Origin of the sequence: Nitratireductor basaltis, from assembly GCF_000733725.1 — a bacterium.
GTDB lineage: Bacteria > Pseudomonadota > Alphaproteobacteria > Rhizobiales > Rhizobiaceae > Chelativorans > Chelativorans basaltis.
This window is the reverse complement of sequence record NZ_JMQM01000001.1, coordinates 2,494,329-2,516,584: the sequence shown is the minus strand read 5'-3', so window position 1 is coordinate 2,516,584 and position 22,256 is coordinate 2,494,329. Positions and strand designations below refer to the sequence as shown.

Sequence of the window (22,256 nt, the reverse complement as noted above, 5' to 3'; positions counted from 1 at the left end):
TCTTGAAAGGGAGAGTCATGAATAGACTTGAAGGAAAGGTGGTACTTGCAACGGCAAGTGCCCAGGGTATCGGACGTGCCACGGCATTGCGCATGGCCGACGAGGGGGCAAAGGTGTTCGCCACGGATCTGAACGAGAAGGTGCTAGGGGAACTCTCCCATGCGAACATCACCTGTCGCAGGCTCGACGTGCGCGACAATGGCGCGATCAAGGCGCTCGTCGCGGAGATCGGTCACGTGGATGTGCTGTTCAACTGTGCAGGCTTCGTGCATGGCGGCACCATCCTAGATGCGACCGATGAAGACTGGAATTTCGCCTTCGATCTCAATGTCACATCCATGTTCCACACCATCCAGGCCGTGCTGCCGGGCATGCTGGAAAAGGGTGCAGGTTCGATCGTGAACATTTCTTCGGTCGCCGGTGCGATCACCGGACCGCAGAACCGCTTCATCTATTCGGCCACCAAAGCTGCCGTTGCGGGCCTTACAAAGTCTGTCGCCGCAGATTTCGTGGCCAAAGGCATTCGCTGCAACGCGATCTGCCCCGGCACGGTCGAAAGCCCCTCGCTGGATGATCGCATGCGGGCGGGCGGCGACTATGAGGCAGCGCGCAAGGCATTCCTCGCACGCCAGCCCATGGGCCGGCTTGGCAAGCCCGAAGAGATCGCGGCACTCGCCACCTATCTTGCCAGCGACGAGGCTGGCTTCACAACTGGGCAGTTGCACGCCATCGATGGCGGCTGGACCACCTGATTTTTCGCGTAGAAGGAGTTTGTTTCCATGAAATTCGTACGTTTCGGAGAGCGCGGCGCGGAGAAGCCGGGGGTTCTCGATGGCGAGGGAAAGATCCGCGATCTGTCCGGCGTTGTCGATGATATCGCAGGTGATGTCCTGACCCGTCTCGACAGCCTCGACATCAAGTTGGATGACCTGCCGGTGGTTGAGGGCAGTCCACGCCTCGGCGCCTGCGTCGGCCGCACGGGCAAGTTCATCTGCATCGGCCTGAACTATTCCGACCACGCCGCAGAGACCGGTGCGGAAGTGCCGCCGGAGCCGGTCATCTTCATGAAGGCCACCAGCGCCATTTGCGGGCCCAACGATCCGATCATCATTCCGCGCAACTCGAAAAAGACCGACTGGGAGGTCGAGCTTGGCGTGGTCATCGGCAAGCCTGCGAAATATGTTTCGGAGGCCGATGCGCTGGATCATGTTGCCGGCTACTGCGTCATCAATGATGTCTCGGAGCGCGAATTCCAGGCGGAACGTGCAGGTCAGTGGACCAAGGGCAAGTCCTGCGACANTCGGCCAGACCGGTCCTTGGCTCGTGACCCGTGACGAGGTTGCCGACCCGCAGAATCTCGGCATGTGGCTCGACGTCAATGGCAAGCGCATGCAGGACGGCTCCACCAACACCATGGTCTATGGTGTTGCCCATGTGGTGTCCTATCTCAGCCAGTTCTTCACGCTGCAGCCCGGCGACATCATCTCCACCGGCACGCCACCCGGCGTCGGCATGGGCATGAAGCCGCAGCAGTTCCTGAAGGCAGGTGATGTCGTGGAGCTGGGCATCGAGGGCCTCGGCTCCCAGCGCCAGGACGTGATTGCCGACAGCTGATTGAAAAAAGGGAACCGGAGCACACCATGAAGATCGAACTTGCCTATGGCCGTACGGGTCTTGAGCTTTCGGTTCCTGACACGGTCAGAGCCACTGTAGTCCGCAAGGACACTTTGCCCGTGCCGGCCGATCCGGCGCGGGTGATCGAAGATGCGCTGAAAGCGCCAGTCGCCGCACGACCTCTCGAGGAGGCCGCGAAAGCAGCGAAATCGGCCTGCATCCTCATCTGCGACATCACGCGGCCGGTGCCCAACCACCTTTTTCTGCGCCCGATCATCGAGCGCCTGACAAAATCCGGTGTGCCGCTGTCGGGTATCACCGTGCTCGTCGCGACCGGCCTCCACCGCCCCAATCTGGGCGAGGAGCTTGCCGAGCTTGTCGGCGATCCATGGGTCCTGGAGAATGTCGCTTGCGTCAACCACTATGCGCTGAATGACGAGGACCATGTGATGCTGGGCGAAACGCCCACCCGCAAGGTGCCCGTCGGCATCGATCGCCGCTTCGTGGAAGCGGATATCCGCATTGCCACCGGACTGGTCGAGCCGCATTTCATGGCCGGCTATTCGGGCGGGCGCAAGGTCATCGCGCCAGGTGTGGCCCATCACACCACCATCCGCACATTCCATTCTGCCCGGTTCATGGAAGACCCGCTGGCGACGAGCTGCAATCTGCAGGGCAATCCGCTGCACGAGGCCCAGCTTGAGATCGTGCGCATGCTGGGCGGCACGATCTACGGACTCAACACCGTCCTGGATGAAGAGCGCAACCTGATCTTCACCAGCTTTGGGGAGATTATCGAAAGCCACGCGGCAGCAGTGGAATTCGTGCGCGACTCCATCGAGGTCAATGTCGGGCGCAAATTCCCCGTGGTCGTGACGAGTGCAGCCGGCTATCCGCTGGACCGGACCTATTACCAGACCGTCAAGGGCATGGTGACGCCGATAGACATTCTCGGCGATGACGGCACGCTCATCATCGTTTCGGAATGCGGCGAGGGGATCGGCTCGGCAGAGTTTCGCGAAGCGCAGAAGCGGCTTGTCGAACTCGGCCCGGAAGCATTTCTGCAAACCCTCCTGAAGAAGGATTTCGCCGATATCGACGAATGGCAGACCGAAATGCAGCTGAAGCCCATGCGCGTCGGACGCATTGTTCTGGTCGCTCCGGCCTTGAGCGAGGAAGATCGCGCCGTCACAGGCGTGACCTGCCGCGACGACGTCGACGAGGCGCTGCGTGAGGTGCTTGCCGAGACGAGTGCGCGCGAGATCGCGGTCATACCGGAAGGCCCCTATGTTGTGCCCTTCCACAGGGCTGTCTGATGCCGCGTCACCTGCATCTTGATCCCGTCGGCGGCATTGCCGGTGACATGTTTGCGGCTTCTCTGCTGCATCTTGCGCCCGAGCTGCAGGACGAGGCAATCGCGCTCGCACAATCGCTCATGCCGGGTCATGCGGAGGTCGGGGTAGAGCAAGGACCGTTCGGCGGCTTTGCGGGCCTGCGTCTGAATGTCGAATGCGCGCATCAGCATCACCACCGGCATCTGAGTGACTTGCTCCGGATCATCGAAGCCTCGCCGCATATGCCGGACGAAGCCGCAGACATTTCACGCAGCATCTTTACCCATCTCGCTCAGGCCGAAGCCGCCGTGCACGGCACGACCGAAGAGAAGGTGCATTTTCACGAGGTGGGCGCGGTCGATTCCATCATCGACATAGCGCTTGCAGGGTTTCTTCTGAGCCGCCTGAATGTGGCCAGCGTGAGCCTCGCTCCACTTCCGCTTGGTGGCGGAACCGTTAAAACGGAACATGGCGTGATGCCTGTTCCCGCACCTGCCACGACGCATCTGCTTGGCGATCTTGCCATTGTCGATGACGGCATTGCGGGCGAGCGCGTCACACCGACAGGGGCGGCAATTCTTGCACATCTGCGGCCAAGGATGCTGGAAAAAGCGCCCAGCGGAAGACTTCATCGCAGCGGCCACGGTTTCGGTATGCGAGAACTGCCTGGCCGGCCCAACATGCTGCGCGTGCTCGAGATCGAAGTGGAGAACGATAATGCCACTTTCGACCGGCTGGCCGAACTCAGCTTCGAAATCGACGACCAGACTGGCGAGGATCTTGCTCATGCGCTTGACCTGATCCGCGCTCAGGAAGGGGTCCGCGATGCACTTCAATATGCCGTGTTGGGGAAGAAGGGCCGGATGGCCGCGTCGGTGCGCGTGCTATGTATGCCGGAAGCGGTGCATGTCGCAACGCAATTGATATTCGAGCAGACCTCCACACTGGGAATCCGTGAGGCGCTCGTCACGCGCCACCTGCTGGAGCGCACGGAAAGCGTCAGTGACCAGGTTCGGGTGAAGCAGGTAAAGCGGCCTTCTGCCGTGACGGCAAAGGCCGAGTTTGATGATCTGAAGCAGAAGGCGCAGACCCGTGCGGAGCGGGAAGAACTTCGCCGTAAGCTGGAGGGCGGAAATGGCTGATCCTGACAGGCTTGAAGCCTTGCTCGCTGCATTCGACAATCCCGCGATCGCCGTGAGTGGCGGTGTGGATTCCATGACCTTGGCTTCATTTGCGCATCGGCGCAGCATCGCCTGCACGGCCGTTCATGCCGTCTCGCCCGCCGTGCCTGAAGAGGCCACCCGCCGCGTGAGAGAGCACGCGGCCAGCGATGGATGGAACCTAAAGATCATCGATGCACGCGAATTTGCCGATCCCGACTATGTAGCCAATCCGGCCAATCGCTGCTTCTTCTGCAAGACCAATCTCTACGGCACCATGGCAGAAGCTGTGGGCGGAACGCTTCTTTCGGGCACCAATCTGGATGATCTCGATGATTGGCGGCCCGGGCTCGAGGCAGCGAACCAGCATGGCGTCCGCCATCCCTATGTGGAAGCCGACTTCACGAAGCAGGATGTGAGGGCTCTGGCCCTCGAAATGGGATTGCGGGAACTTTCCGAGCTGCCGGCTTCGCCCTGCCTTTCAAGCCGCGTCGAGACCGGCATTGCCATAGATCCTGCCATGCTCAGGCGTATTGATCTGGTCGAAAGCGAGCTGCGTCGCCGTCACGGCCTTCACACCCTGCGCTGCCGCAGGCGTGCAGGGGGATATGTGCTTGAGATCGACGCTGAGCGCCTTGATGGCCTTTCCGCCGCGCAACGACAGTCATTGGCCGCAGAAGCGAGTGCACTGGCCAACGAGAAAGTGCATCTTGCAGCCTACAGGCGCGGCAGCGCCTTCCTGCGAGGCACGAAGTGAGCATGAGCGAAGACGAGGTCAATTTCGACTGGAACCGGCGCAAGCGCATCGGCATCGGCGAGGCCGTGCTTGCCCAAGGCAAGTCGCGGGAGCAACTTTACGCCATTGTCGAGGCCGCTGTTCGACGCAATGCGTCAGTGCTCTTCACCAGGCTTGATGACCAGATGGCAGCCGGGCTTCCGGAGATCGATTACCACGCGCCCTCGCGCACCGGCGTGCTGGGGTCGTTCCCTGCCCATCGTATAAAAAGTTCAGTGGCCATCGTCACCGCGGGTACGTCCGATGCGCCTGCTGCCTGGGAAGCGCAGCGCACGCTGGCCTTCAACGGTCATGAGGCCACACTGATTTTCGATGTTGGCGTGGCGGGCCTGCACCGTTTGCTGGCACGACTTGAAGAGATCGAAAGGCATAATGTTGTCATAGCGGTTGCCGGCATGGATGCAGCGCTTGCAAGTGTGCTTGCGGGGCAGGTGTCCCGGCCGGTGATCGGTGTCCCGACCTCCACCGGCTATGGCGCGGCCCGTGAAGGCGATACCGCATTGTCATCAATGCTCGCGAGCTGTGCGGCGGGGTTAAGCGTGGTGAACATCGACAACGGCTTCGGTGCAGCCTGTGCCGCGCTGCGCATTCTCAACACATCGCGCGACAAATCAGGTAGCACGACCCGGACCCTTCCGCAGAGCCCTGGAACCTAACCAGCGGAAGCTCACTCACACAAAGCTGAAATGCACCGCGAACCGTTCTCCAACTAGAGTGTCGCCTGTCGCGAGGCCACGCCCAATTCATGAGTAGATGGGTAGCTGTGCCGAATGAGGCTGAAAATGAAGGCCCGATGGTGGGCGCTGTCCATGGATCAGTTCTTCTATCAGTTCCGCAAATTTGCCGATTACCTCTTTGGGTTGCTTTTGCGCTGCGCGAGAATGTACCACGCATGAGTTGCGCCATATTTCAATTCTCGGTGCAATCAGGCCCCCGCAACCAAATCATCCCAAAAGCGCTCAAACGAGCGCTTTTTTGATTCAAGCTCCTTCCTTACGCGCTCCATGAACCGCAGACGCTGAAAACCCTCGCCTGAAACAAGCCGGCTTCCCACTTCTTCTGGCCATGCTGCGTGCCAGCTGCACAAACGCCTGCTTCTCACCCGCACTCGTCACGCCAGAGCGGTGGAAACCCGCAACGCCGCGACCCCGTTCCTCCTGTAGGTCAGCGGCAATCTTTTCACCGTTCGAAACCGGAACGCGACCTTGCCGCCCGGACGTTGAGACTGCTCGATCTGCCACCTCGGACCTGGGGACGTGTTGACCTCAACGGCTTCGAGAACTAAGTAATTATACGCTGTATAATTAGAGGAAATGAGATGATCACCGGGCACGTATTCATTGCGACCAGTCTGGATGGTTTCATCGCCCGCAAGGATGGCGATATTGCCTGGTTGCTGGAGCGCGACGATCCGGCGGAGGATCACGGTTATGACGCCTTCATCGAGACGATCGACATCATCGTGATGGGGCGTGGCACCTTCGAGAAGATGCGCGATGTACGTCCGTGGTTCTATTCTCGCCCGGTAGTCGTTCTCTCCACTACATTTAACGGTCGGGAAATACCGGAAGATCTTGTTGGCAAGGTGCGCGTCTCGGACAAATCGCCTGAACGAGTGATGGAGATGCTCGAAGCGGAGGGATATCGGCGCGTCTATGTGGATGGCGGACAGGTCATCCAGTCATTCCTGCGCGCAGGGTTGATCGCCGAAATGGTCATCACGCAGGTTCCGGTGCTGCTTGGTGAGGGGCGTAGCCTGTTCGGCGCGACTTCCTCGGACATACCGCTCGTGCACAAGGACACCAGAAGCTTCGCCTCCGGTCTCGTCCAGTCGCGTTATGAGATTGCCACATGACCCGCCCGCGCGGGCGCCCGCACAGGAACAGGGCACCTGCCTCGCGCGAGCGGATCCTGGACGCTGCGCTCGAACTGTTGGATACCGGTGGCATCGAGGGCTTCACAATGCGCGCGCTCGCCGATCGCCTTCAGGTCAATCCGATGACCATCTATCATCACTTCGGTGACCGCGACGGCTTGGTCGACGCCTTGTCTGAACATGTCTACGCCGAAGTGTCCGCGCCAGCCTCCGGTGCCTTTCTCGAACGGATGCGCTCGCTGCTGCAAGCTTATCACGAACGGGTGCTGGCTCATCCAGGACTCACCTTGCTGATCTTCAGCCAGCCCGCAGTTTTCCCCCGGCAGGCGCAGCGGATAACCGACGAGATCAAACTGCTCCTGGCTGAAGCCGGGTTGCCGTCGGCAATGTCCAGGCTTTGGCTGAACATTCTCGTCGACTTTACCCACGGCGCTGCGATTGCATCAGCGATGGGAGACAGATCAAGCTCCGCCACCCGGGACGCGAAGGAAGACTATGACAAAACGCTTTCGGTACTGCTGAAAGGGCTCAACACCTGATCGTCGGGTGCTCGGGAGGAGGGGGATAGGAACAGACTGATTGCACCAGCGGCCGCCTGTAGGCTGCCGTTCGAGCCTAGCCCCTATCCCAACAATAGCCGGCTTTGCTTGCCAGCCCCTGCGGACCTGTTCGCGTATACGTTGCCTATTTGCTTTAGGCGGCCGTCATCAGGCGGGGCGACCGAGGTCCGTCCGGAGCCCCAGAGTTGCTTCGACAGCTATACTGTAGGAAACTCTTTGCCATGGCATTGCTCAAGCTCTTCGCACAGCTGAATTGCAGCGACATCAGGTCGAGTGCTGATTGGTATCAGAAGCTCTTCGGCCGGCGAAGCGACGTCGATCCCATGGACGGTCTCAAGGAATGGCATCACGGAGCGGATGCAGGTTTTCAACTCGTTTCCAACTCCGAGCACGCAGGTCATGGTTCGATGACGCTGATAGTAAGAGACCTTGCAGGCGAGCACGAGCGGCTGGTGAAAGCCGGCTTGTCGGTGGGTGAGATCGTCGAGGGTGATTTCGCCTCCTTTGCGCAGCTGGAGGATCCGGACGGCAATATGGTGGTGCTGGCAGAGCCAAAGGAGTTGCAGTGATATTCGGCTGCGAAGCTTTTCCTCGGCCAATCGAAAAGTGGATTTGTCAAAACCTCGCTTGAGTGAGTTGTTCCGGCTTCCACTCAGGCCCTGCTGCGCGCGGATGCATCATCCACGGTTCCCTCACCTGCAAGCGGGGTAACCCTGGGTTCTTGCTGCTAGGCAACGCTTGCACCGGACAGGTTTCTCCAAGGCCCCCCGCGGAACCGCAGTCAACGGCGGAAGTTGTTCTCTTCACCAGGGAGCAACATGTTGCGCACGTTCTTTTCAGGTCTTCTCGCCACGATCATCGTCGTCCTGACCGGCGCCAGCCTGATCTCGCTTGTCGACACCAATGTCTGGTGGGTTCGCATGGCGGACTTTCCCCGCCTGCACTACCTTGTCCTCCTGCTCGTATTGCTGATCGCCTTTGCAATGACCCTGCGGGGCAGGCGCAAGGTTCTGGCGGTCATCGCGCTTTTCGCTGCTGCTGGCATGAGCTATAATTTCTACAAGCTTTACCCCTATATACATGTTGCAGACCGAGAGGCAGAGACCTGCGCGCCGGATCAGCGATTCTCCATTCTCGTGGCGAATGTGAAGCTGGAGAATCGGAATGCCGACCGGTTGCTGACACTGGTGCGGGACGAGGAGCCCGACATATTTCTGGCGCTTGAAACCAACGAATGGTGGGATGAGCAACTCGCGCCGCTCGCTGAATCCTTTGGCAACACTGCCCAAAAGATAACCGGCAGCTATTTCGGAATGCATCTTTTCTCGAGATTTGCCCTCGAAAACACCCGCATCATCAATCCGGTTGCTCAGGATACACCCGCCATCGAAACCGAGCTGCTGCTGGAGTCGGGCGAGCGCATCCGCTTCCTGGGGCTTCATCCAAGGCCGCCCCATCCGAACCAGCGTTCGATCGGTCGCGACGCGCAACTGATGTGGGCAGCCCTCAAGGCACGTGAAGCGGATCTTCCGGTTGTCCTGGCTGGCGATCTGAACGCGGTGCCGTGGGAAAAGACGGTCGAACGCCTGCAGCGCGTCGGGCGCTTCATGGATCCCCGCCAGCGCTTTGGATATATGGCGACCTATGATGCGAACAGCTGGTGGATGCGCTGGCCTCTTGATCAGGTGCTTCATCAGGGCGCTCTTGCGACCCTGTCATACGAAGTGCTCCCAAGCTTCGGATCGGACCATTACCCCATCAAGATCACGCTTTGTGCCTCACCCTCCGACCAGGAACCGCCACCCATGGAGGAAGATGATCTCCAGCGCGCGCGCCGCGACATCGATCTCGCGCAGGAAGGCTGAGGGAGACCTGTCGGCGGCGGTTGCTGCCGGTGAATTGGCGCTGCGGGCAAATGCCGCTAGAATGCAGAAATCGTAAAAAAAGGGGGAGCGGCTCCATGGTTCGCAGCATCGTGATCGCGGGTCTCTTGGCCCTGACACTTTCGTCTGCAGCGGCAGATTGTCGGGAAGAGGTTCAGAAGCTTCTCGAAGCGGGTCCCGAATGGACCAATTACCGGATCCAGACCGAGACGGTGATGGGCGGCAATCCTGTACAGCATAGCCGTCAGGACTTTGCCGACTACTCCCATTTCTATCAGCACGTGAAGGAAACCGGCGTTCACTGGCTCGTTCTGGGAAATCAGGAATATATGTCGAAGGACGGTGTCGTCTTCACGCCTCACAAGGAAAGGCCGGAAGACTGGTACGAAAAGCAGCTGGCGCAGAACAGGATGCTGCGCGAGACAATCCGCGACACCGAATGCAGCACTGTCGAAATGGACGGAAAGCCCCATCGCCTGCTGCGTCATGTGCAGGAAACGACAGAACCCATGGAGACCGTATCCACCGTCCAGTCATGGGTTGACGAGGAGACCGGACGGCTCATGCGTCGTCACATGGCTGTCGAGGCTGGTGGACAGGAATTCGAGATCAACACCGTCTATGACTGGGACGTGGAAATCTCGCTGCCCGAACCTTGATCCCCGGCACCGTCTGAGGCGTTAACGCAAACCGCAAGAAGCGCAAGCCGCTGCAGGCTGGCCATGCTAGGTGCTTTCAACCTGACCGGGAGAGCGCCAGATGAAGACCGTCAAAAGAGTTCTTGCCGCCACATTGGCGGTGGTCCTGATACTGCAAGTCCCTGCATACGCGGCCAGCTTCAAGGCGCATCGCGGGCTCAATCTCGATCAATGGAACATCTGGCCTCAGGAATCCGACTGGGGCAGACGCAACGTTCTTCTGCCCTATCCGGAATGGCGACGCACGATGGATGCCGATGACATAGCGCTGCTGAGGGAGAGCGGCTTCGACTTCGTTCGCATGCCTGTCGATCCGTTGCCTTTCCTGTCCAGAAGGTCGCGTCATCTGCGTGAGAAGCTCCTCGCCTCCATCGCGGATGGTGTCGATTTTCTCACTGGAAACGGGATGAAGGTCATTGTCGACCTTCACCCGATACCGCGCGGCCAGGACAGGTTCGCCGGTGTGGAAGAGATTCTGGCGGATGAAAACCTCTTCGGCCAATATCTCGACCTGGTGGCAGACCTCGCGCAGACATTGGGCGGCAAGTCCCCCGAAACCGTGGCGTTCGAACTGATGAATGAGCCGGTCATGGGGTGTGAGGGAGAAGATGCCCGCCGCTGGAACACATTGCTCACGCGTCTGCATGAAACAGCGCGCAAGGCAGCACCCGAAACGACTCTCGTCCTGAACGGTGCCTGCTGGGGCAGTGCGGAGGGTCTCGCGGCCCTCGACCCGGATGCCTTTGACGATGAGAACCTGATCTGGGGCTTCCACTCCTACGCGCCCTACATTCTCACACATCAGGGTGCGCTTTGGGCGGGCGACTTCATCAAATATGTCACCGGCATTCCCTATCCGCCGCACGAGCATGAGGCACAATTTGCCGAAGCCGTGGAAGCGGCCAAGGCGCGAATAGCCGAAAACGCACCCGTCCTGCGCAAGAACGGCATGCTCGCATATCTCGACGAGCTTCTGGCAGAGATCGACACTCCGGAAAAGCTGACCGCCATGATCAACGCGCCATTCAAGATCGTTGACGCGTGGGCTGCCGAGCATGGAATTGCCTCCGACGAGATCATTCTCAGCGAGTTCGGCATGATCCGCCAGGAATACGGCAATCCCTATGTCATGGAGGCGCAATGGCGCGCTGACTTCACCCGTGACGTGACGAGACTGGCCGAGGAGCGCGGCTATGCGTGGGCGCTATGGGGCTACGGCGGTGCATTCGGGACGGTGGAAGCTTTCGGTGGCGAGAAGGCAGAGCCGAATATTCTCGATATGGTGAAAAGCCTTCCGCCTGTGCAGTGAATTCAGATGAGCTGGTGAAACACCGGCTCCCCGACTATCGCATCGCCGATTTCCAGGGTCACCAGCGTTACCGGCAGGCGGAACCGCCGAGGCCCGCAACTTCCCGGATTGAGATAGAGAACACCATCGCGCCACTCGCTCGCCGGTTTGTGGGAGTGGCCGGAAATGACGATATCGATCCCCTCGCGCGCCGGATCGCTTCTCAGAGCCTTCAGGTCATGAAGCATGAAGATATTGATCCCGGAGAGTTCAAGCTGCAGCTCTTCGGGGAATTTTTCCGCCCATTCGGACCTGTCGATATTTCCGCGGATGGCGCTTGTGGGCGCGATCTCCTGCAATGCGGGAATGATGTCTGCGCTTCCTATGTCGCCTGCATGCAGTATGTGCTGCACGCCTTCAAGTGCGGGCAGCACTTCCTCCCGCAGCAGACCATGTGTGTCTGACACCACACCGATTTTCATGAAAGCCTGACCCGTTTCTGTTGCGCTCCCGCCATAGCTGCGCGGCAATTGCGCAAATTCAACCCCTTGGCTTTGCAAGTTTACGCTGCGTCATTAATACTTCGCTTACCATGTTTCGGTGTGATGGCGCCGAAACCATTTTGATTCTGGGGGATCGGGGAAAACGATGAATCTGAGATCCGGCCTGTTGGCCACATTGCTTGTTGCCGCGGCTTTCTTGAGCGGCTGCGCGAACCTGCCAAAGCAAGTCTTTACCTCTGAATATGGCGCGGTCCGCGATGCCGGATACAGCCTGCCCCGCATCCCGATCGAGAAGGTGGCTTCCAAATATCACCGCCAGGTCGTCAATTACGACACCAGGGAGAAGCCGGGGACCATCATCGTCGACACCTCCGAGAAGTTCCTCTACTTCGTGATGCCCGACGGCAAAGCCATGCGCTATGGCATCGGCGTTGGACGCGCAGGGTTTGAATGGACGGGCACGGCCCGCATTGCCATGAAGCGCGAATGGCCAACCTGGACACCGCCTGCGGCCATGATCCGTCGTGAGCCCAAGCTGAAGAAGTGGGCAGGCGGTATGCCTCCCGGAACGAGCAATCCCCTTGGTGCACGTGCTCTCTACCTTTATCGCGGAGGCAGCGACACCGGATATCGCCTGCATGGTACGCCGGAATGGAACTCCATCGGCAAGGCCATGTCATCCGGCTGCATCCGACTGATGAACCAGGACATCATCGACCTCTACGAACGTGCGGAAGTCGGCGCGAAGGTCATTGTAAAAGGCTGAAACTGCAGCTTGCGCAACAGCGACAATAAAAAGCCGGCTCTCTGGAGAGCCGGCTTTTTCATTGGTCGTCAGATGATCTCTAGACCATCTGCTCCACTTCACGCACTTCCGGAACGAAGTGATGGAGCAGGTTCTGGATGCCGTGCTTGAGCGTTGCGGTGGAGGAGGGGCAGCCAGCGCAGGCACCCTTCATGTGAAGGAAGACGGTTCCCTTCTCATATCCACGGAAGGTGATGTCGCCACCATCCTGCGCGACGGCCGGGCGCACACGCGTCTCAAGCAATTCCTTGATCGTCGCGACAATCTCCTCGTCAGCCTCGTCATAGAATTCGCCATCGGCGGAAAGCTCCTGCTGCGACGGCCCGGAAGTCGCAGCCATCACCGGCTGACCGGACATGAAATGTTCCATGATATTGCCGAGGATCGCCGGCTTCAGATGCTGCCAGTCGGCGCCGTCCTTCGTCACGGTAATGAAGTCGTAGCCGAAAAAGACGCCGGTGACCCCGGGAACGTCGAATAGGCGTGCGGCCAGCGGAGAAGCCTCGCTTGCAGCCTGCGCGTCACGAAAATCCGCAGTGCCTTCTTCCATGACAACGCGGCCTGGAAGGAACTTCAGCGTTGCAGGATTTGGCGTGGCTTCGGTCTGGATGAACATCAAGGTTCTCCGATCATTGTTTGGAATAATTCTAAAATATGCGCAGATGGCTTCGCGATCAAGCCGCATTCCGCGCCAATATGGGTACGGCCATGGCGCTATGCCAGGCTTCGGATTTCCTCATCGGTCAAGCTGTGCGGCACGACCGTGACGGGAACGGGGAACGCGGCTCCCTTGCCTGCGATGGATGAAACGAGAGGACCGGGCCCTTCCTTCGCATTACCGGCCGCCAGAACCAGGATGGCGATGTCCTGGTCCTCCTCGATCAGCTTGTGTATCTCTTCTGCAGGCGTTCCTTCACGGACCACCAGTTCCGGTTCGATACCCACCGTTTCACGGATCTTCGTTGCCTGCACATCAAGTGTTGCATTGGCTGTGGCCAAGGCCTCTTCGCGCATGATCTGCTCCACGCCCAGCCAGTGCTGGAAATCGCCGGGCTCGATGACGAACAGCAGGACCAGCGCTCCGCCCGTAGAGTGAACGCGGTGCGCCGCATAGGCCGCGGCGCGCTCGCATTCAGGCGTATCATCAATGATTGCAAGGAATTTACGTCGATGACCGGCTTCCCGGCTCAGGCGTTTGGAGACCATTCAGATGCCCTGTTCAAGCGGCGCAAAGCATTTCAGGCAGTGCGGCCAGATAGGCGCAATCTGCCATCCGAGACAGTGCACGGCAAGACGCCTGTCCCGAAGCGCATGTCCAACCGCCGTTTACTTCGTGTTGAAGCCGATGATTTCGCGGACCATTTTCATGGTTCCCTCCGCGATCGCACCTGCACGCTCGCCACCGTCTCGCAGCACGGCGTCAACATGCTCGCGATCCTCGCAGATACGGTTCATCTCGGAAGTGATGGGGGAAAGCTTCGCAACGGCCAACTCGGCAAGAGCTGGTTTGAAGGCGGAAAACTGCTGACCACCAAACTCGGAGATAACTTCCTCACGGCTCTTCTCCGCAAGTGCCGCGTAGATGCCGACAAGGTTCTCCGCTTCCGGGCGGCCGGCGAGCCCCTCGACCTCGCTCGGCAGGGCTTCCGGATCGGTTTTCGCTTTCTTGATCTTCTTGGCGATTGCATCCGCATCATCTTTCAGATTGATGCGGGAAAGGTCGGAAGGATCGGATTTCGACATCTTCTTGGTGCCGTCGCGCAGGCTCATGACACGCGGCGCCGCACCGCCGATCAGCGGTTCGGTCACGGGGAAGAAACCGTTGACGCGCTCTTCACCCACTTCCATTTCCACACCGTAGCCAAGATCGGCAATCCGGGCGGAGAAGTCGTTGTTGAACTTCTGCGCAATATCGCGCGCAAGCTCCAGATGCTGCTTCTGGTCTTCACCCACCGGAACGTGGGTTGCGCGATAGACCAGAATGTCGGCGGCCATCAGGCTGGGATAAGCGAGCAGGCCGAGCGAGGCATTTTCGCGGTCCTTGCCGGCCTTGTCCTTGAACTGCGTCATGCGGTTCATCCAGCCGATGCGCGCCACGCAGTTGAAGTACCATGCAAGCTCGGTGTGCTGCGGCACGCGGGCCTGGTTGAAGATGATGCTCTTCTTCGGGTCGAGCCCCGCGGCAAGATAGGCTGCCGCAATCTGGCGCGTCTGTTCGGCGAGATCGTCATGGACGAGCTGTGCGGTGATCGAATGCTGGTCCACCACGCAATAGATGCATTCATAGCTGTCCTGCAGCCCGATGAAACGCTGCAGGGCGCCGAGATAGTTGCCCAGATGCAGATTGCCCGTCGGCTGCATGCCGGAGAATACGAGCTCTTTGAAACCGCTCATGAAAAGCCTCTGAATGCTGATCTTTGTGCCATATGGCAGTCGTGTTGGCTTATGGACGAGGTGGTGATGACGATCAAGCCCCGGCCCTTCTGCGGCGCATAAGACCTGCCAGTTGCTTGCGATCCATCGCGCCGGTCGCGATCACCAGTCCGAAATAGACGACCGCAGCGACCGCGATGACGGCGCAAACGGCAAGGATGCGAAGCACAAGTGCGCCTTCCATTATGACCGGCTCCAGAAGAGCCTGCAGGCCCCAGGTCGCCAGTCCCATTGCGACGCTGGCCAGGAGGATCATGACGATCCGGCGCAGCGTTGCCGGAGACGGCCGGAAATAGTCGCGCCGCCACAATGTGGAGCCGAGCAGGAGGACATTGAGCCATGCGGAAATCGATGTTGCCAGTGCAATGGCAACGTGACCCAGAACAGGGAAGAAGGCGATGCTGATGCCGATATTTGCAACCACCGTCACCAGCGAGAACCACATCGGTGTCTTCATGTCCTCGCGGGCGAAGAAGCCCGGCTGAAAGACCTTGATCAGCACATAGGCCGGCAACCCGCTGGCAAAGGCTGCAAGCGTTATGGCCGTCATTTGCGTGTCTTCGGCCGTGAACGCTCCCCGCTCGAACAGAAGCGAGACGATCGCCGCCGGCATCACCATAAGCCCGACGGCAGCAGGCACGGTCAGCCCCAGTGCAAACTCCATCGAGCGGTTCTGCAGGTGCTGCGCATCGGCCATGTCTCCCGCCTTCAGCGCTCGCGAAAGCTCGGGCAGAAGCACGACGCCCACTGCAATGCCGATGACGCCTAGCGGAAGCTGGTTGATGCGGTCTGCAAAGTTCAGGAAGGAAATCGCCTTGTCCTGCTGGGAAGCGATGATCTGACCCACCAGCAGGTTGATCTGCAAGATGCCGCCTGTCAAAAGGGCCGGTCCCATCAGGATGACGAGGCGTTTGACTGCTGGCGTCAGGCGCGGGCGGCGCAGCCGCATTCCGAAACCGTGCCTGCGCACGGCCACGGCAAGTATGGCGAGCTGCGCGAAGCCGGAGATGAACACGCCCCAGGCGAGCCAGAGCCCGGTGACATTGGGATCGAACTCGCCGAAAATCGCGATGGCGAGCACCGCGATAAGAATGTCGTTCAGCAAGACGGGCACGAGCGCGGCAAGGAAGAATTTGCGCATCGAGTTCAGGATGCCCGACAGCATTGCCACCAGCGACATGCAGAAGAGATAGGGAAACATGATCCGCGTCATGACGACGGTCAGGTCAAACTTCTCCGGGGTGTCGCTGAAGCCGGGCGCTACGATTGTCGAGACCAGAAAGGGCATGAAGAGCATCGCAAGGCCGGTCAGTGCCAGCAGGAGCGGCACGAGAACTGCAAGAACATCCTCGGCAAATTTCTGCGCAGCCTTCAGCCCGCCTCCTTCGATCTCTTTGGAGAACAGGGGAATGAAGGCCGTATTGAACGCGCCTTCTGCCAGGAGCCTGCGGAAGAGGTTGGGAAATCGAAACGCGGCATAGAACGCATCGGTCACCGGCCCCGCGCCAAGTGCTGCCGCGATCAGTGCTTCGCGCACGAAACCGAGAACGCGACTGGCCATGGTGGCGCTGCCGACACTGGCAAATTTCTTGATGAGGCTCATCTGGTGGGTTTTCCGTGGAGGGGATTATCGAGCTGTAATCGTGGCTGAAATGGATGAACGGCTGCTTCTGCGCTGGAAGCCGTTGGTAAGCGTGTCGACCAGCGTGGTACGTATGGCGTCGAGCCGATCCGGATTGACGACCTTCTGGCCCGTCAGGTCCGTGACATAGAACGTGTCGATCACCTTCTCGCCGAAGGTCGTGATGTGGGCTGAAGCAATGTCGAGCGAGAGCGACGAGATGGCCCCGGTTACTTCGGAAAGCAGGCCCGGTCTGTCCAGGCACTCCACCTCGATGACAGAGAACCGGTTCGACAGCGTGTTCTTCACTTCGGCCCGCGGCTCGATGCGGAAGGCTTTTGCAGCACGCTTCGTCTTGCCGCGTTTCTCGATCACTTCCGGCAGATAGGTCCTGCCGGCCAGAACATCTTCGATGAGCTGGCCAACGCGCTGCGCCCGCCGCCGCTCGTCATCGTCATATTCGAATTCGCGATTGATCAGGATCGTGTCGAGTGCACGCCCGTCGGTGGTCGTGAAGATCTGTGCGTCCACGATATTGGCCTGCGCAGCCGAGCAGGCACCCGTGATCACCGAGAGAAGGTGAGGGTGGTCGGGTGCCAGCACGGTAATCTCCGTCACCGCCTCGAATGTGTGCGGCTTGACCATGGTCGCCAGCGGCTTGCCCTCTTCATCCACCTTGCGGATGAAATCGGCATGCCGCACCCGGTTCTCCAGATCCACCGCCAGCAGATAATGCTGGTAATGCAGCTTCACATAGTCCTGCGCCTGTCTTTCCTGCCACCCGGCTTCGGAAAGCGCCTGCACCAGCTCCTCACGCGCCTGGTCTGCACGGGTGGCACGGGAAGCTTCAGAGAAACCGCCGGTCAGGAGCAGTTCGGTCTCATAATAGAGCGTGCGCAGGAGCTGACCCTTCCAGCCATTCCACACGCCCGGCCCCACACCACGAATATCGCACACAGTCAGCACCAGAAGCAGCTTCAGCCTGTCTACCGACTGCACGATATCGGCGAAGTCCTGAATGGTCTTCCGGTCATTGAGATCGCGCGTCTGCGCAATCATCGACATGGTCAGATGCTCCTGCACCAGCCAGGTGACAAGCTCTGTCTCCGTCTTGTCGAGGCCCATATGCGGGCAAAGACGCTTTGCGATCCGCGCACCTGCAACCGAGTGGTCCTCAGGTCGCCCCTTGGCGATATCGTGCAGCAGGAGCGCCGTGTACAGAACCCGCCGCCATTGCTTGAGGCCTGGAAAGATCTCGCTGGCGAGCGGATGGTTCTTCTGTCCGTCCCCGTGATCGATCTCGGCGAGTACACCGATGCAGCGCAACAGATGTTCGTCCACCGTATAATGGTGGTACATGTTGAACTGCATCATCGCGACGATCTTGTTGAACTCGGGAATGAGCTTGCCCAGCACACCCGCCTCGTTCATCCGGCGCAGATTGAGTTCCGGATCGCGCGTCGAGGTGAGGATGTCCATGAACAGCGCATTGGCTTCCTCGTCACGCCGCAAATTGCGGTCGATCAGCTTCAACGAACGCGTCAGAAGTTTCAGCGCCTCCGGGTGATATTCAAGCCCGTGTCGGTCGGCGAACCAGAACAGCCGCACCAGATTGACCGGGTCCTGCTCGAACACCCCTTCATGCGCGACATTGATGCGGTGATTGTCGATGATGAAGTCGCTGGTCCCCGGCAGCTTGCGCTTGCGCCGCGTGAAGGTGGGGAAGATGCGGTTGAAGCCCGGCACATGCTTGGCCTGCTCTTCTTCCAGTGCGGCACAGAAGATGCGCGTCAGGTCACCCACGGCCTTAGCGTTCAGGAAGTAGTGCTTCATGAAGCGCTCGACGGCAGAAAGGCCGGGATGGCTGGTATATCCAAGCCGTTCGGCGATATCGCGCTGCACGTCGAAAATCAGCCGTTCCTCGGCCTTGCCGGTCAGGAAGTGCAGGTGGCAGCGCACTGCCCAGAAGAAGTCTTCCGCCTTGCGGAACTGCAGATATTCCCGCCGCGTGAAAACCCCCTTGTTGACCAGTTCCTCGGCCTCGCGCACGCGGTAATAATATTTGCCGATCCAGAACAGCGTGTGCAGGTCGCGCAGCCCGCCTTTGCCGTCCTTGATGTTCGGCTCCACCAGATAGCGGCTTTCGCCGGCCTTCTGGTGGCGCGTGTCGCGCTCGACAAGCTTGCCTTGGATGAATTCGGCACCCGTATCCTTCACCACCTCTTCGTCGAAGCGGGTGAGAAGCTGGTCGTTAAGCCCCGCATCCCCGCAGATGAAGCGCGATTCCAGAACCGCCGTGCGGATGGTGATGTCGGTGCGTGACAGGCGGATGCATTCATCCACATTGCGGGTTGCATGCCCGACCTTCAGGCCCATGTCCCAGAACATGTAGAGCATGTATTCGGCGACCTGCTCCCCCCAGGGCGTCTGCTTGTAGGGCAGCAGGAAAAGCAGATCGACATCCGAGCCCGGCGCCAGCGTGCCACGGCCATAGCCCCCAACAGCAATGACCGACATCCATTCTGCAGTGGAGCGGTTTTCGGCCGGATAGACATGTCTTGCCGCAAAGTCGTAAAGCGCGCAGACGATCTGATCCATCAGATGCGAAAGGCGCGTGGCGCAAGCCGTGCCGCCTCCATCTTCGGCAAGCATGACTTCCGCGCGCTCACGCCCGGTGGCCAGTGTTTCCTTCAAAAGCTTGAGGACGTTCGCTCGCGTTTCGAGGCTCTCGGCTCCTCCCCTTGCCAGTTCCTCAAGGCCATCGCGCAATTTCGCGCTGTCGATGATCTGGTCGAGCTTGAGCGGTATCCGGGCCATTCGCGCCTCTGCGGTTCAGGTGCGTTGGCACCAATCAGCGGCGTCTATAGCGCGTTTTGACGTGCGCGTGAAATGGCTCGTTTCAAGCTTTCGTCTCGGCCTCGGCCTTCAGCCGGTAAAGCGCGTCCAATGCTTCGCGCGGCGTCATCTCGTCGGGATTGATCCCCGACAGCGCCTCTGCCAGCTTGTCGGAGGTTGTCTGCTTCACCGGTGTCGCTCGCGCCTGCACATTGAATAGTGGCAGATCATCGACAAGCCGTGCTGCCTTGCCGGTGGTCTCGCCCTGCTCGAGCTCGCCCAGAACCTCGCGCGCACGCTCGACCACGGCAGCAGGCAGGCCTGCAAGCCGTGCCACCTGCACACCATAGGACCGGTCGGCGGCACCGCGCGCCACCTCGTGCAGGAAAATGACGTCGCCTTCGAATTCCTTCACCCGCATGGTGACATTGGTCAGGCGCGCAAGCTTTTCCGACAGTGCCGTCATTTCGTGGAAATGGGTTGCGAAAAGCGCCCGGCACCGGTTCTTCTCGTGCAGATATTCAACCGCCGCCCATGCGATGGACAAGCCGTCAAAGGTAGAGGTGCCGCGCCCGATCTCGTCGAGGATGACGAGCGAGCGCTCGCTTGCCTGATTGAGGATCGCGGCCGTTTCCACCATCTCGACCATGAAGGTGGAGCGGCCGCGCGCCAGATCGTCCGAAGCGCCAACGCGGCTGAAAAGCCGGTCCACGACCCCAAGCCGCGCCTCACGTGCGGGCACGAAAGATCCCATCTGAGCCATGACGGCGATCAGCGCGTTCTGGCGCAGGAAGGTCGATTTGCCGCCCATATTCGGGCCGGTCAGAAGCCAGATCGCGCCATTCTTCTCGCCATTGAAGGGCGACAGGTCGCAGTCATTGGCCACGAAGGGGTCGGCAACCTGTTTGCGCAGCGCCTGCTCCACCACCGGATGGCGGCCGCCCTCGATGCAGAAGTCGAGACTGTCATCCACGATGGGGCGGCAATAGTTCTCCGCCTCCGCAAGCGTGGCAAGTCCGGCATAGACATCGAGCTCGGCAAGCGCTTGTGCGCCGGAACGCAGGGCATCGCTCTTGCCCACGACTTCCGCGACAAGCTGGTCGAACACGCCTTGCTCAATGGCATTTGCGCGATCCGCCGCATTGGCAATCCGCGTCTCAAGCTCCGCCAGCTCGGTCGTCGTGAAGCGCATGGCATTGGCCATGGTCTGGCGATGGATGAACCGCGCCTTCGCTTCCGGCGTCTCGGTCAGCGCTCCCGCATTCTGCGCCGTCACTTCGATATAGTAGCCCAGCACATTGTTGTGCCGGATCTTCAGCGAGCGGATACAGGTCTCTGCTGCAAGGTCGCGCTCCATGCCCGCGATCACACGCCGCGATTCGTCGCGCAGCGCGCGCATCTCGTCGAGCTCGTCGTGATAGCCCGCACGCACAAACCCACCATCACGCTTGAGAAGCGGCAGCTCGTCGGCAAGCGCGCGCTCCAGATGACCCGCCAGATTGGCCGGCAATTGCCCGAGCGCGGAAAATGCGCGCGAGAGCTCTGCAGGCAATTCCCGGCTTTTGGCCAGCCGCGCGATTTCGAACGCTGCCGAGAGACCGGCGGCCAATGCGCCGAGGTCACGCGGACCACCGCGGTTCAAGGCTAGGCGCGACAGTGCCCGCGCAATATCGGGCACACCCTTCAGATTGTCCCGCAATGCTCCGCGAAGCCCGCTTTCGCGCAAGAGGAAAGCGACCGCATCATGGCGCGCGGAGATTTCCTTCGGATCGGTCAGCGGCGACATCAACCGCTCCGCCAGAAGGCGCCCGCCCGCACCCGTCACCGTGCGATCCATGGCTTTCAGAAGGCTGCCGTCGCGATTGCCCGAAAGCGTGCGCGCAAGCTCCAGATTGGCCCGTGTTGCCGGGTCGATGAAGAGGCTTTTGCCCTCCTCATCGCGTTCGGGCGCACCCAGCGGGGGTCGTTCGGAAACCTGCGTCTTCTCGACATAGGCCACCGCGCCGGAAATGGCGGAAAGCTCGGCGCGCGAAAACTGGCCAAAACCATCGAGCGTTGCCACGCCGTAAAAGCGCGAGAGGCGGCTTTCGGCGCTGGAGGAATCGAAAAAGGTCGCAGGCTGCGGATTGACCACGCGGCCAAGCACGTCGAACACGGGGCGCAGTTTCTCGTCGTGAAACACGGGCTCGGCGACCACAAGCTCGCGGGGATCGACACGCAGAATGTCGGCCAGTGCCCGTTCCGCATTGGTGGAGGTCACGCGGAAGACGCCCGTGGAAATGTCGATCCAGGCCAGCGCCAGCGCGTCTTCGTCGCCTTTCACGCGGCCCAGCGCCATCAAATAATTGGCCTGCGCGGGATCGAGCAGCTTTTCCTCGGTGATGGTGCCGGGCGTGACCAGCCGGATCACGTCGCGCTTCACCACTGCCTTGGAGCCGCGCTTCTTCGCTTCCGCCGGGTCCTCCATCTGCTCGCAGACCGCCACCCGGTGCCCAAGGCCGATCAGGCGCTGGAGATAATCGTCAGCCGCGTGAACCGGCACGCCGCACATGGGGATGTCGTCACCATTGTGCTTGCCGCGCTTGGTCAGCGTGATGCCAAGCGCGCGACTGGCGATCTCGGCATCCTCGAAGAACAGCTCATAGAAATCGCCCATGCGATAAAACAGCAGCGAATCGGCATTCGCTGCCTTGATCTCGATGAACTGCTGCATCATCGGCGTCGCGCCGGCAGTCGAAGTGTTTGTCACGGGCTTCGCGTCTGCCTTGCGGATTGGCGTCTCGTCGTTCAACTCGCGCCCCTCGGCATTTAAAGTTCTTGCGTCTTTCTTGAGCATTTACGGCCCCGGAG

General features: G+C 60.1%; 19 protein-coding genes and 1 pseudogene. 13 read left to right on the top strand and 7 right to left on the bottom strand.

Features of this window, described 5'->3' with window-relative positions; all coding sequences use genetic code 11:
- Positions 1-17 precede the first annotated feature (17 nt).
- The 12 genes and pseudogenes from EL18_RS12095 to EL18_RS12040 all read left to right on the top strand — a co-directional run bounded on the left by EL18_RS12095 (position 18) and on the right by EL18_RS12040 (position 11,230).
- Positions 18-752, top strand: coding sequence for an SDR family oxidoreductase (locus EL18_RS12095; protein WP_036483376.1), 735 nt, complete (start codon positions 18-20; stop codon positions 750-752).
- A gap of 27 nt (positions 753-779) precedes the next feature.
- Positions 780-1,614, top strand: a pseudogene (locus EL18_RS12090) (fumarylacetoacetate hydrolase family protein).
- Between the two features lie 26 nt (positions 1,615-1,640).
- Positions 1,641-2,930: a nickel-dependent lactate racemase family protein gene (locus EL18_RS12085; protein ID WP_036483373.1), complete on the top strand. Its 1,290-nt coding sequence runs from the start codon at positions 1,641-1,643 to the stop codon at positions 2,928-2,930.
- Entirely contained in the window at positions 2,930-4,090 is a 1,161-nt protein-coding gene (larC, locus tag EL18_RS12080; RefSeq protein ID WP_036483371.1) for a nickel pincer cofactor biosynthesis protein LarC, read from the top strand. The genes EL18_RS12085 and larC overlap by 1 nt, the downstream gene beginning before the upstream one ends.
- Positions 4,083-4,865 (top strand): ATP-dependent sacrificial sulfur transferase LarE, encoded by a 783-nt coding sequence (larE, locus tag EL18_RS12075; RefSeq protein WP_036483369.1) that lies wholly within the window; start codon positions 4,083-4,085, stop codon positions 4,863-4,865. The genes larC and larE overlap by 8 nt, the downstream gene beginning before the upstream one ends.
- 2 nt (positions 4,866-4,867) lie before the next feature.
- Entirely contained in the window at positions 4,868-5,560 is a 693-nt protein-coding gene (gene larB, locus EL18_RS12070) for a nickel pincer cofactor biosynthesis protein LarB (RefSeq protein WP_051914096.1), read from the top strand.
- A 662-nt stretch (positions 5,561-6,222) separates the two neighbouring features.
- Positions 6,223-6,759 carry a dihydrofolate reductase family protein gene (locus tag EL18_RS12065; RefSeq protein ID WP_036483365.1) on the top strand — a complete coding sequence of 179 codons (537 nt, stop codon included), beginning with the start codon at positions 6,223-6,225 and terminating at the stop codon, positions 6,757-6,759.
- Positions 6,756-7,319 carry a TetR/AcrR family transcriptional regulator gene (locus EL18_RS12060; RefSeq protein WP_036483362.1) on the top strand — a complete coding sequence of 188 codons (564 nt, stop codon included), beginning with the start codon at positions 6,756-6,758 and terminating at the stop codon, positions 7,317-7,319. The genes EL18_RS12065 and EL18_RS12060 overlap by 4 nt, the downstream gene beginning before the upstream one ends.
- A gap of 242 nt (positions 7,320-7,561) precedes the next feature.
- Positions 7,562-7,909, top strand: coding sequence for a VOC family protein (locus tag EL18_RS12055; protein WP_036483359.1), 348 nt, complete (start codon positions 7,562-7,564; stop codon positions 7,907-7,909).
- Between the two features lie 249 nt (positions 7,910-8,158).
- Positions 8,159-9,205 (top strand): endonuclease/exonuclease/phosphatase family protein, encoded by a 1,047-nt coding sequence (locus tag EL18_RS12050; RefSeq protein WP_036483356.1) that lies wholly within the window; start codon positions 8,159-8,161, stop codon positions 9,203-9,205.
- Positions 9,206-9,300: 95 nt separating this feature from the next.
- Positions 9,301-9,882, top strand: coding sequence for a hypothetical protein (locus EL18_RS12045; RefSeq protein WP_036483353.1), 582 nt, complete (start codon positions 9,301-9,303; stop codon positions 9,880-9,882).
- Between the two features lie 100 nt (positions 9,883-9,982).
- Positions 9,983-11,230: a glycoside hydrolase family 5 protein gene (locus EL18_RS12040; protein WP_036483350.1), complete on the top strand. Its 1,248-nt coding sequence runs from the start codon at positions 9,983-9,985 to the stop codon at positions 11,228-11,230.
- 2 nt (positions 11,231-11,232) lie between these two features.
- On the opposite strand, the gene EL18_RS12035 is transcribed toward EL18_RS12040, so the two are convergent.
- Positions 11,233-11,691, bottom strand: a complete 459-nt coding sequence (locus EL18_RS12035) for a metallophosphoesterase family protein (RefSeq protein ID WP_036484701.1) — start codon at positions 11,689-11,691, stop codon at positions 11,233-11,235.
- A gap of 166 nt (positions 11,692-11,857) precedes the next feature.
- On the opposite strand from EL18_RS12035, the gene EL18_RS12030 reads away from it, so the two are divergent.
- Entirely contained in the window at positions 11,858-12,478 is a 621-nt protein-coding gene (locus tag EL18_RS12030; protein ID WP_036483347.1) for a L,D-transpeptidase, read from the top strand.
- A 79-nt stretch (positions 12,479-12,557) separates the two neighbouring features.
- On the opposite strand, the gene EL18_RS12025 is transcribed toward EL18_RS12030, so the two are convergent.
- From EL18_RS12025 to mutS, 6 genes are all read right to left on the bottom strand, one after another.
- Positions 12,558-13,133, bottom strand: coding sequence for a NifU family protein (locus tag EL18_RS12025; RefSeq protein WP_036483344.1), 576 nt, complete (start codon positions 13,131-13,133; stop codon positions 12,558-12,560).
- Positions 13,134-13,231: 98 nt separating this feature from the next.
- Positions 13,232-13,723 carry a universal stress protein gene (locus EL18_RS12020; RefSeq protein ID WP_036483341.1) on the bottom strand — a complete coding sequence of 164 codons (492 nt, stop codon included), beginning with the start codon at positions 13,721-13,723 and terminating at the stop codon, positions 13,232-13,234.
- A gap of 120 nt (positions 13,724-13,843) precedes the next feature.
- The gene (trpS, locus tag EL18_RS12015; RefSeq protein WP_036483338.1) at positions 13,844-14,911 is read right to left on the bottom strand and encodes a tryptophan--tRNA ligase; all 1,068 of its coding nucleotides are present in this window, start codon (positions 14,909-14,911) and stop codon (positions 13,844-13,846) included.
- Positions 14,912-14,984: 73 nt separating this feature from the next.
- Positions 14,985-16,553 carry a murein biosynthesis integral membrane protein MurJ gene (murJ, locus tag EL18_RS12010; RefSeq protein WP_036483335.1) on the bottom strand — a complete coding sequence of 523 codons (1,569 nt, stop codon included), beginning with the start codon at positions 16,551-16,553 and terminating at the stop codon, positions 14,985-14,987.
- Between the two features lie 24 nt (positions 16,554-16,577).
- Positions 16,578-19,388 (bottom strand): [protein-PII] uridylyltransferase, encoded by a 2,811-nt coding sequence (locus EL18_RS12005; RefSeq protein ID WP_036483332.1) that lies wholly within the window; start codon positions 19,386-19,388, stop codon positions 16,578-16,580.
- Positions 19,389-19,470: 82 nt separating this feature from the next.
- Positions 19,471-22,242 carry a DNA mismatch repair protein MutS gene (gene mutS, locus EL18_RS12000; RefSeq protein ID WP_081871169.1) on the bottom strand — a complete coding sequence of 924 codons (2,772 nt, stop codon included), beginning with the start codon at positions 22,240-22,242 and terminating at the stop codon, positions 19,471-19,473.
- Positions 22,243-22,256: the final 14 nt, after the last annotated feature.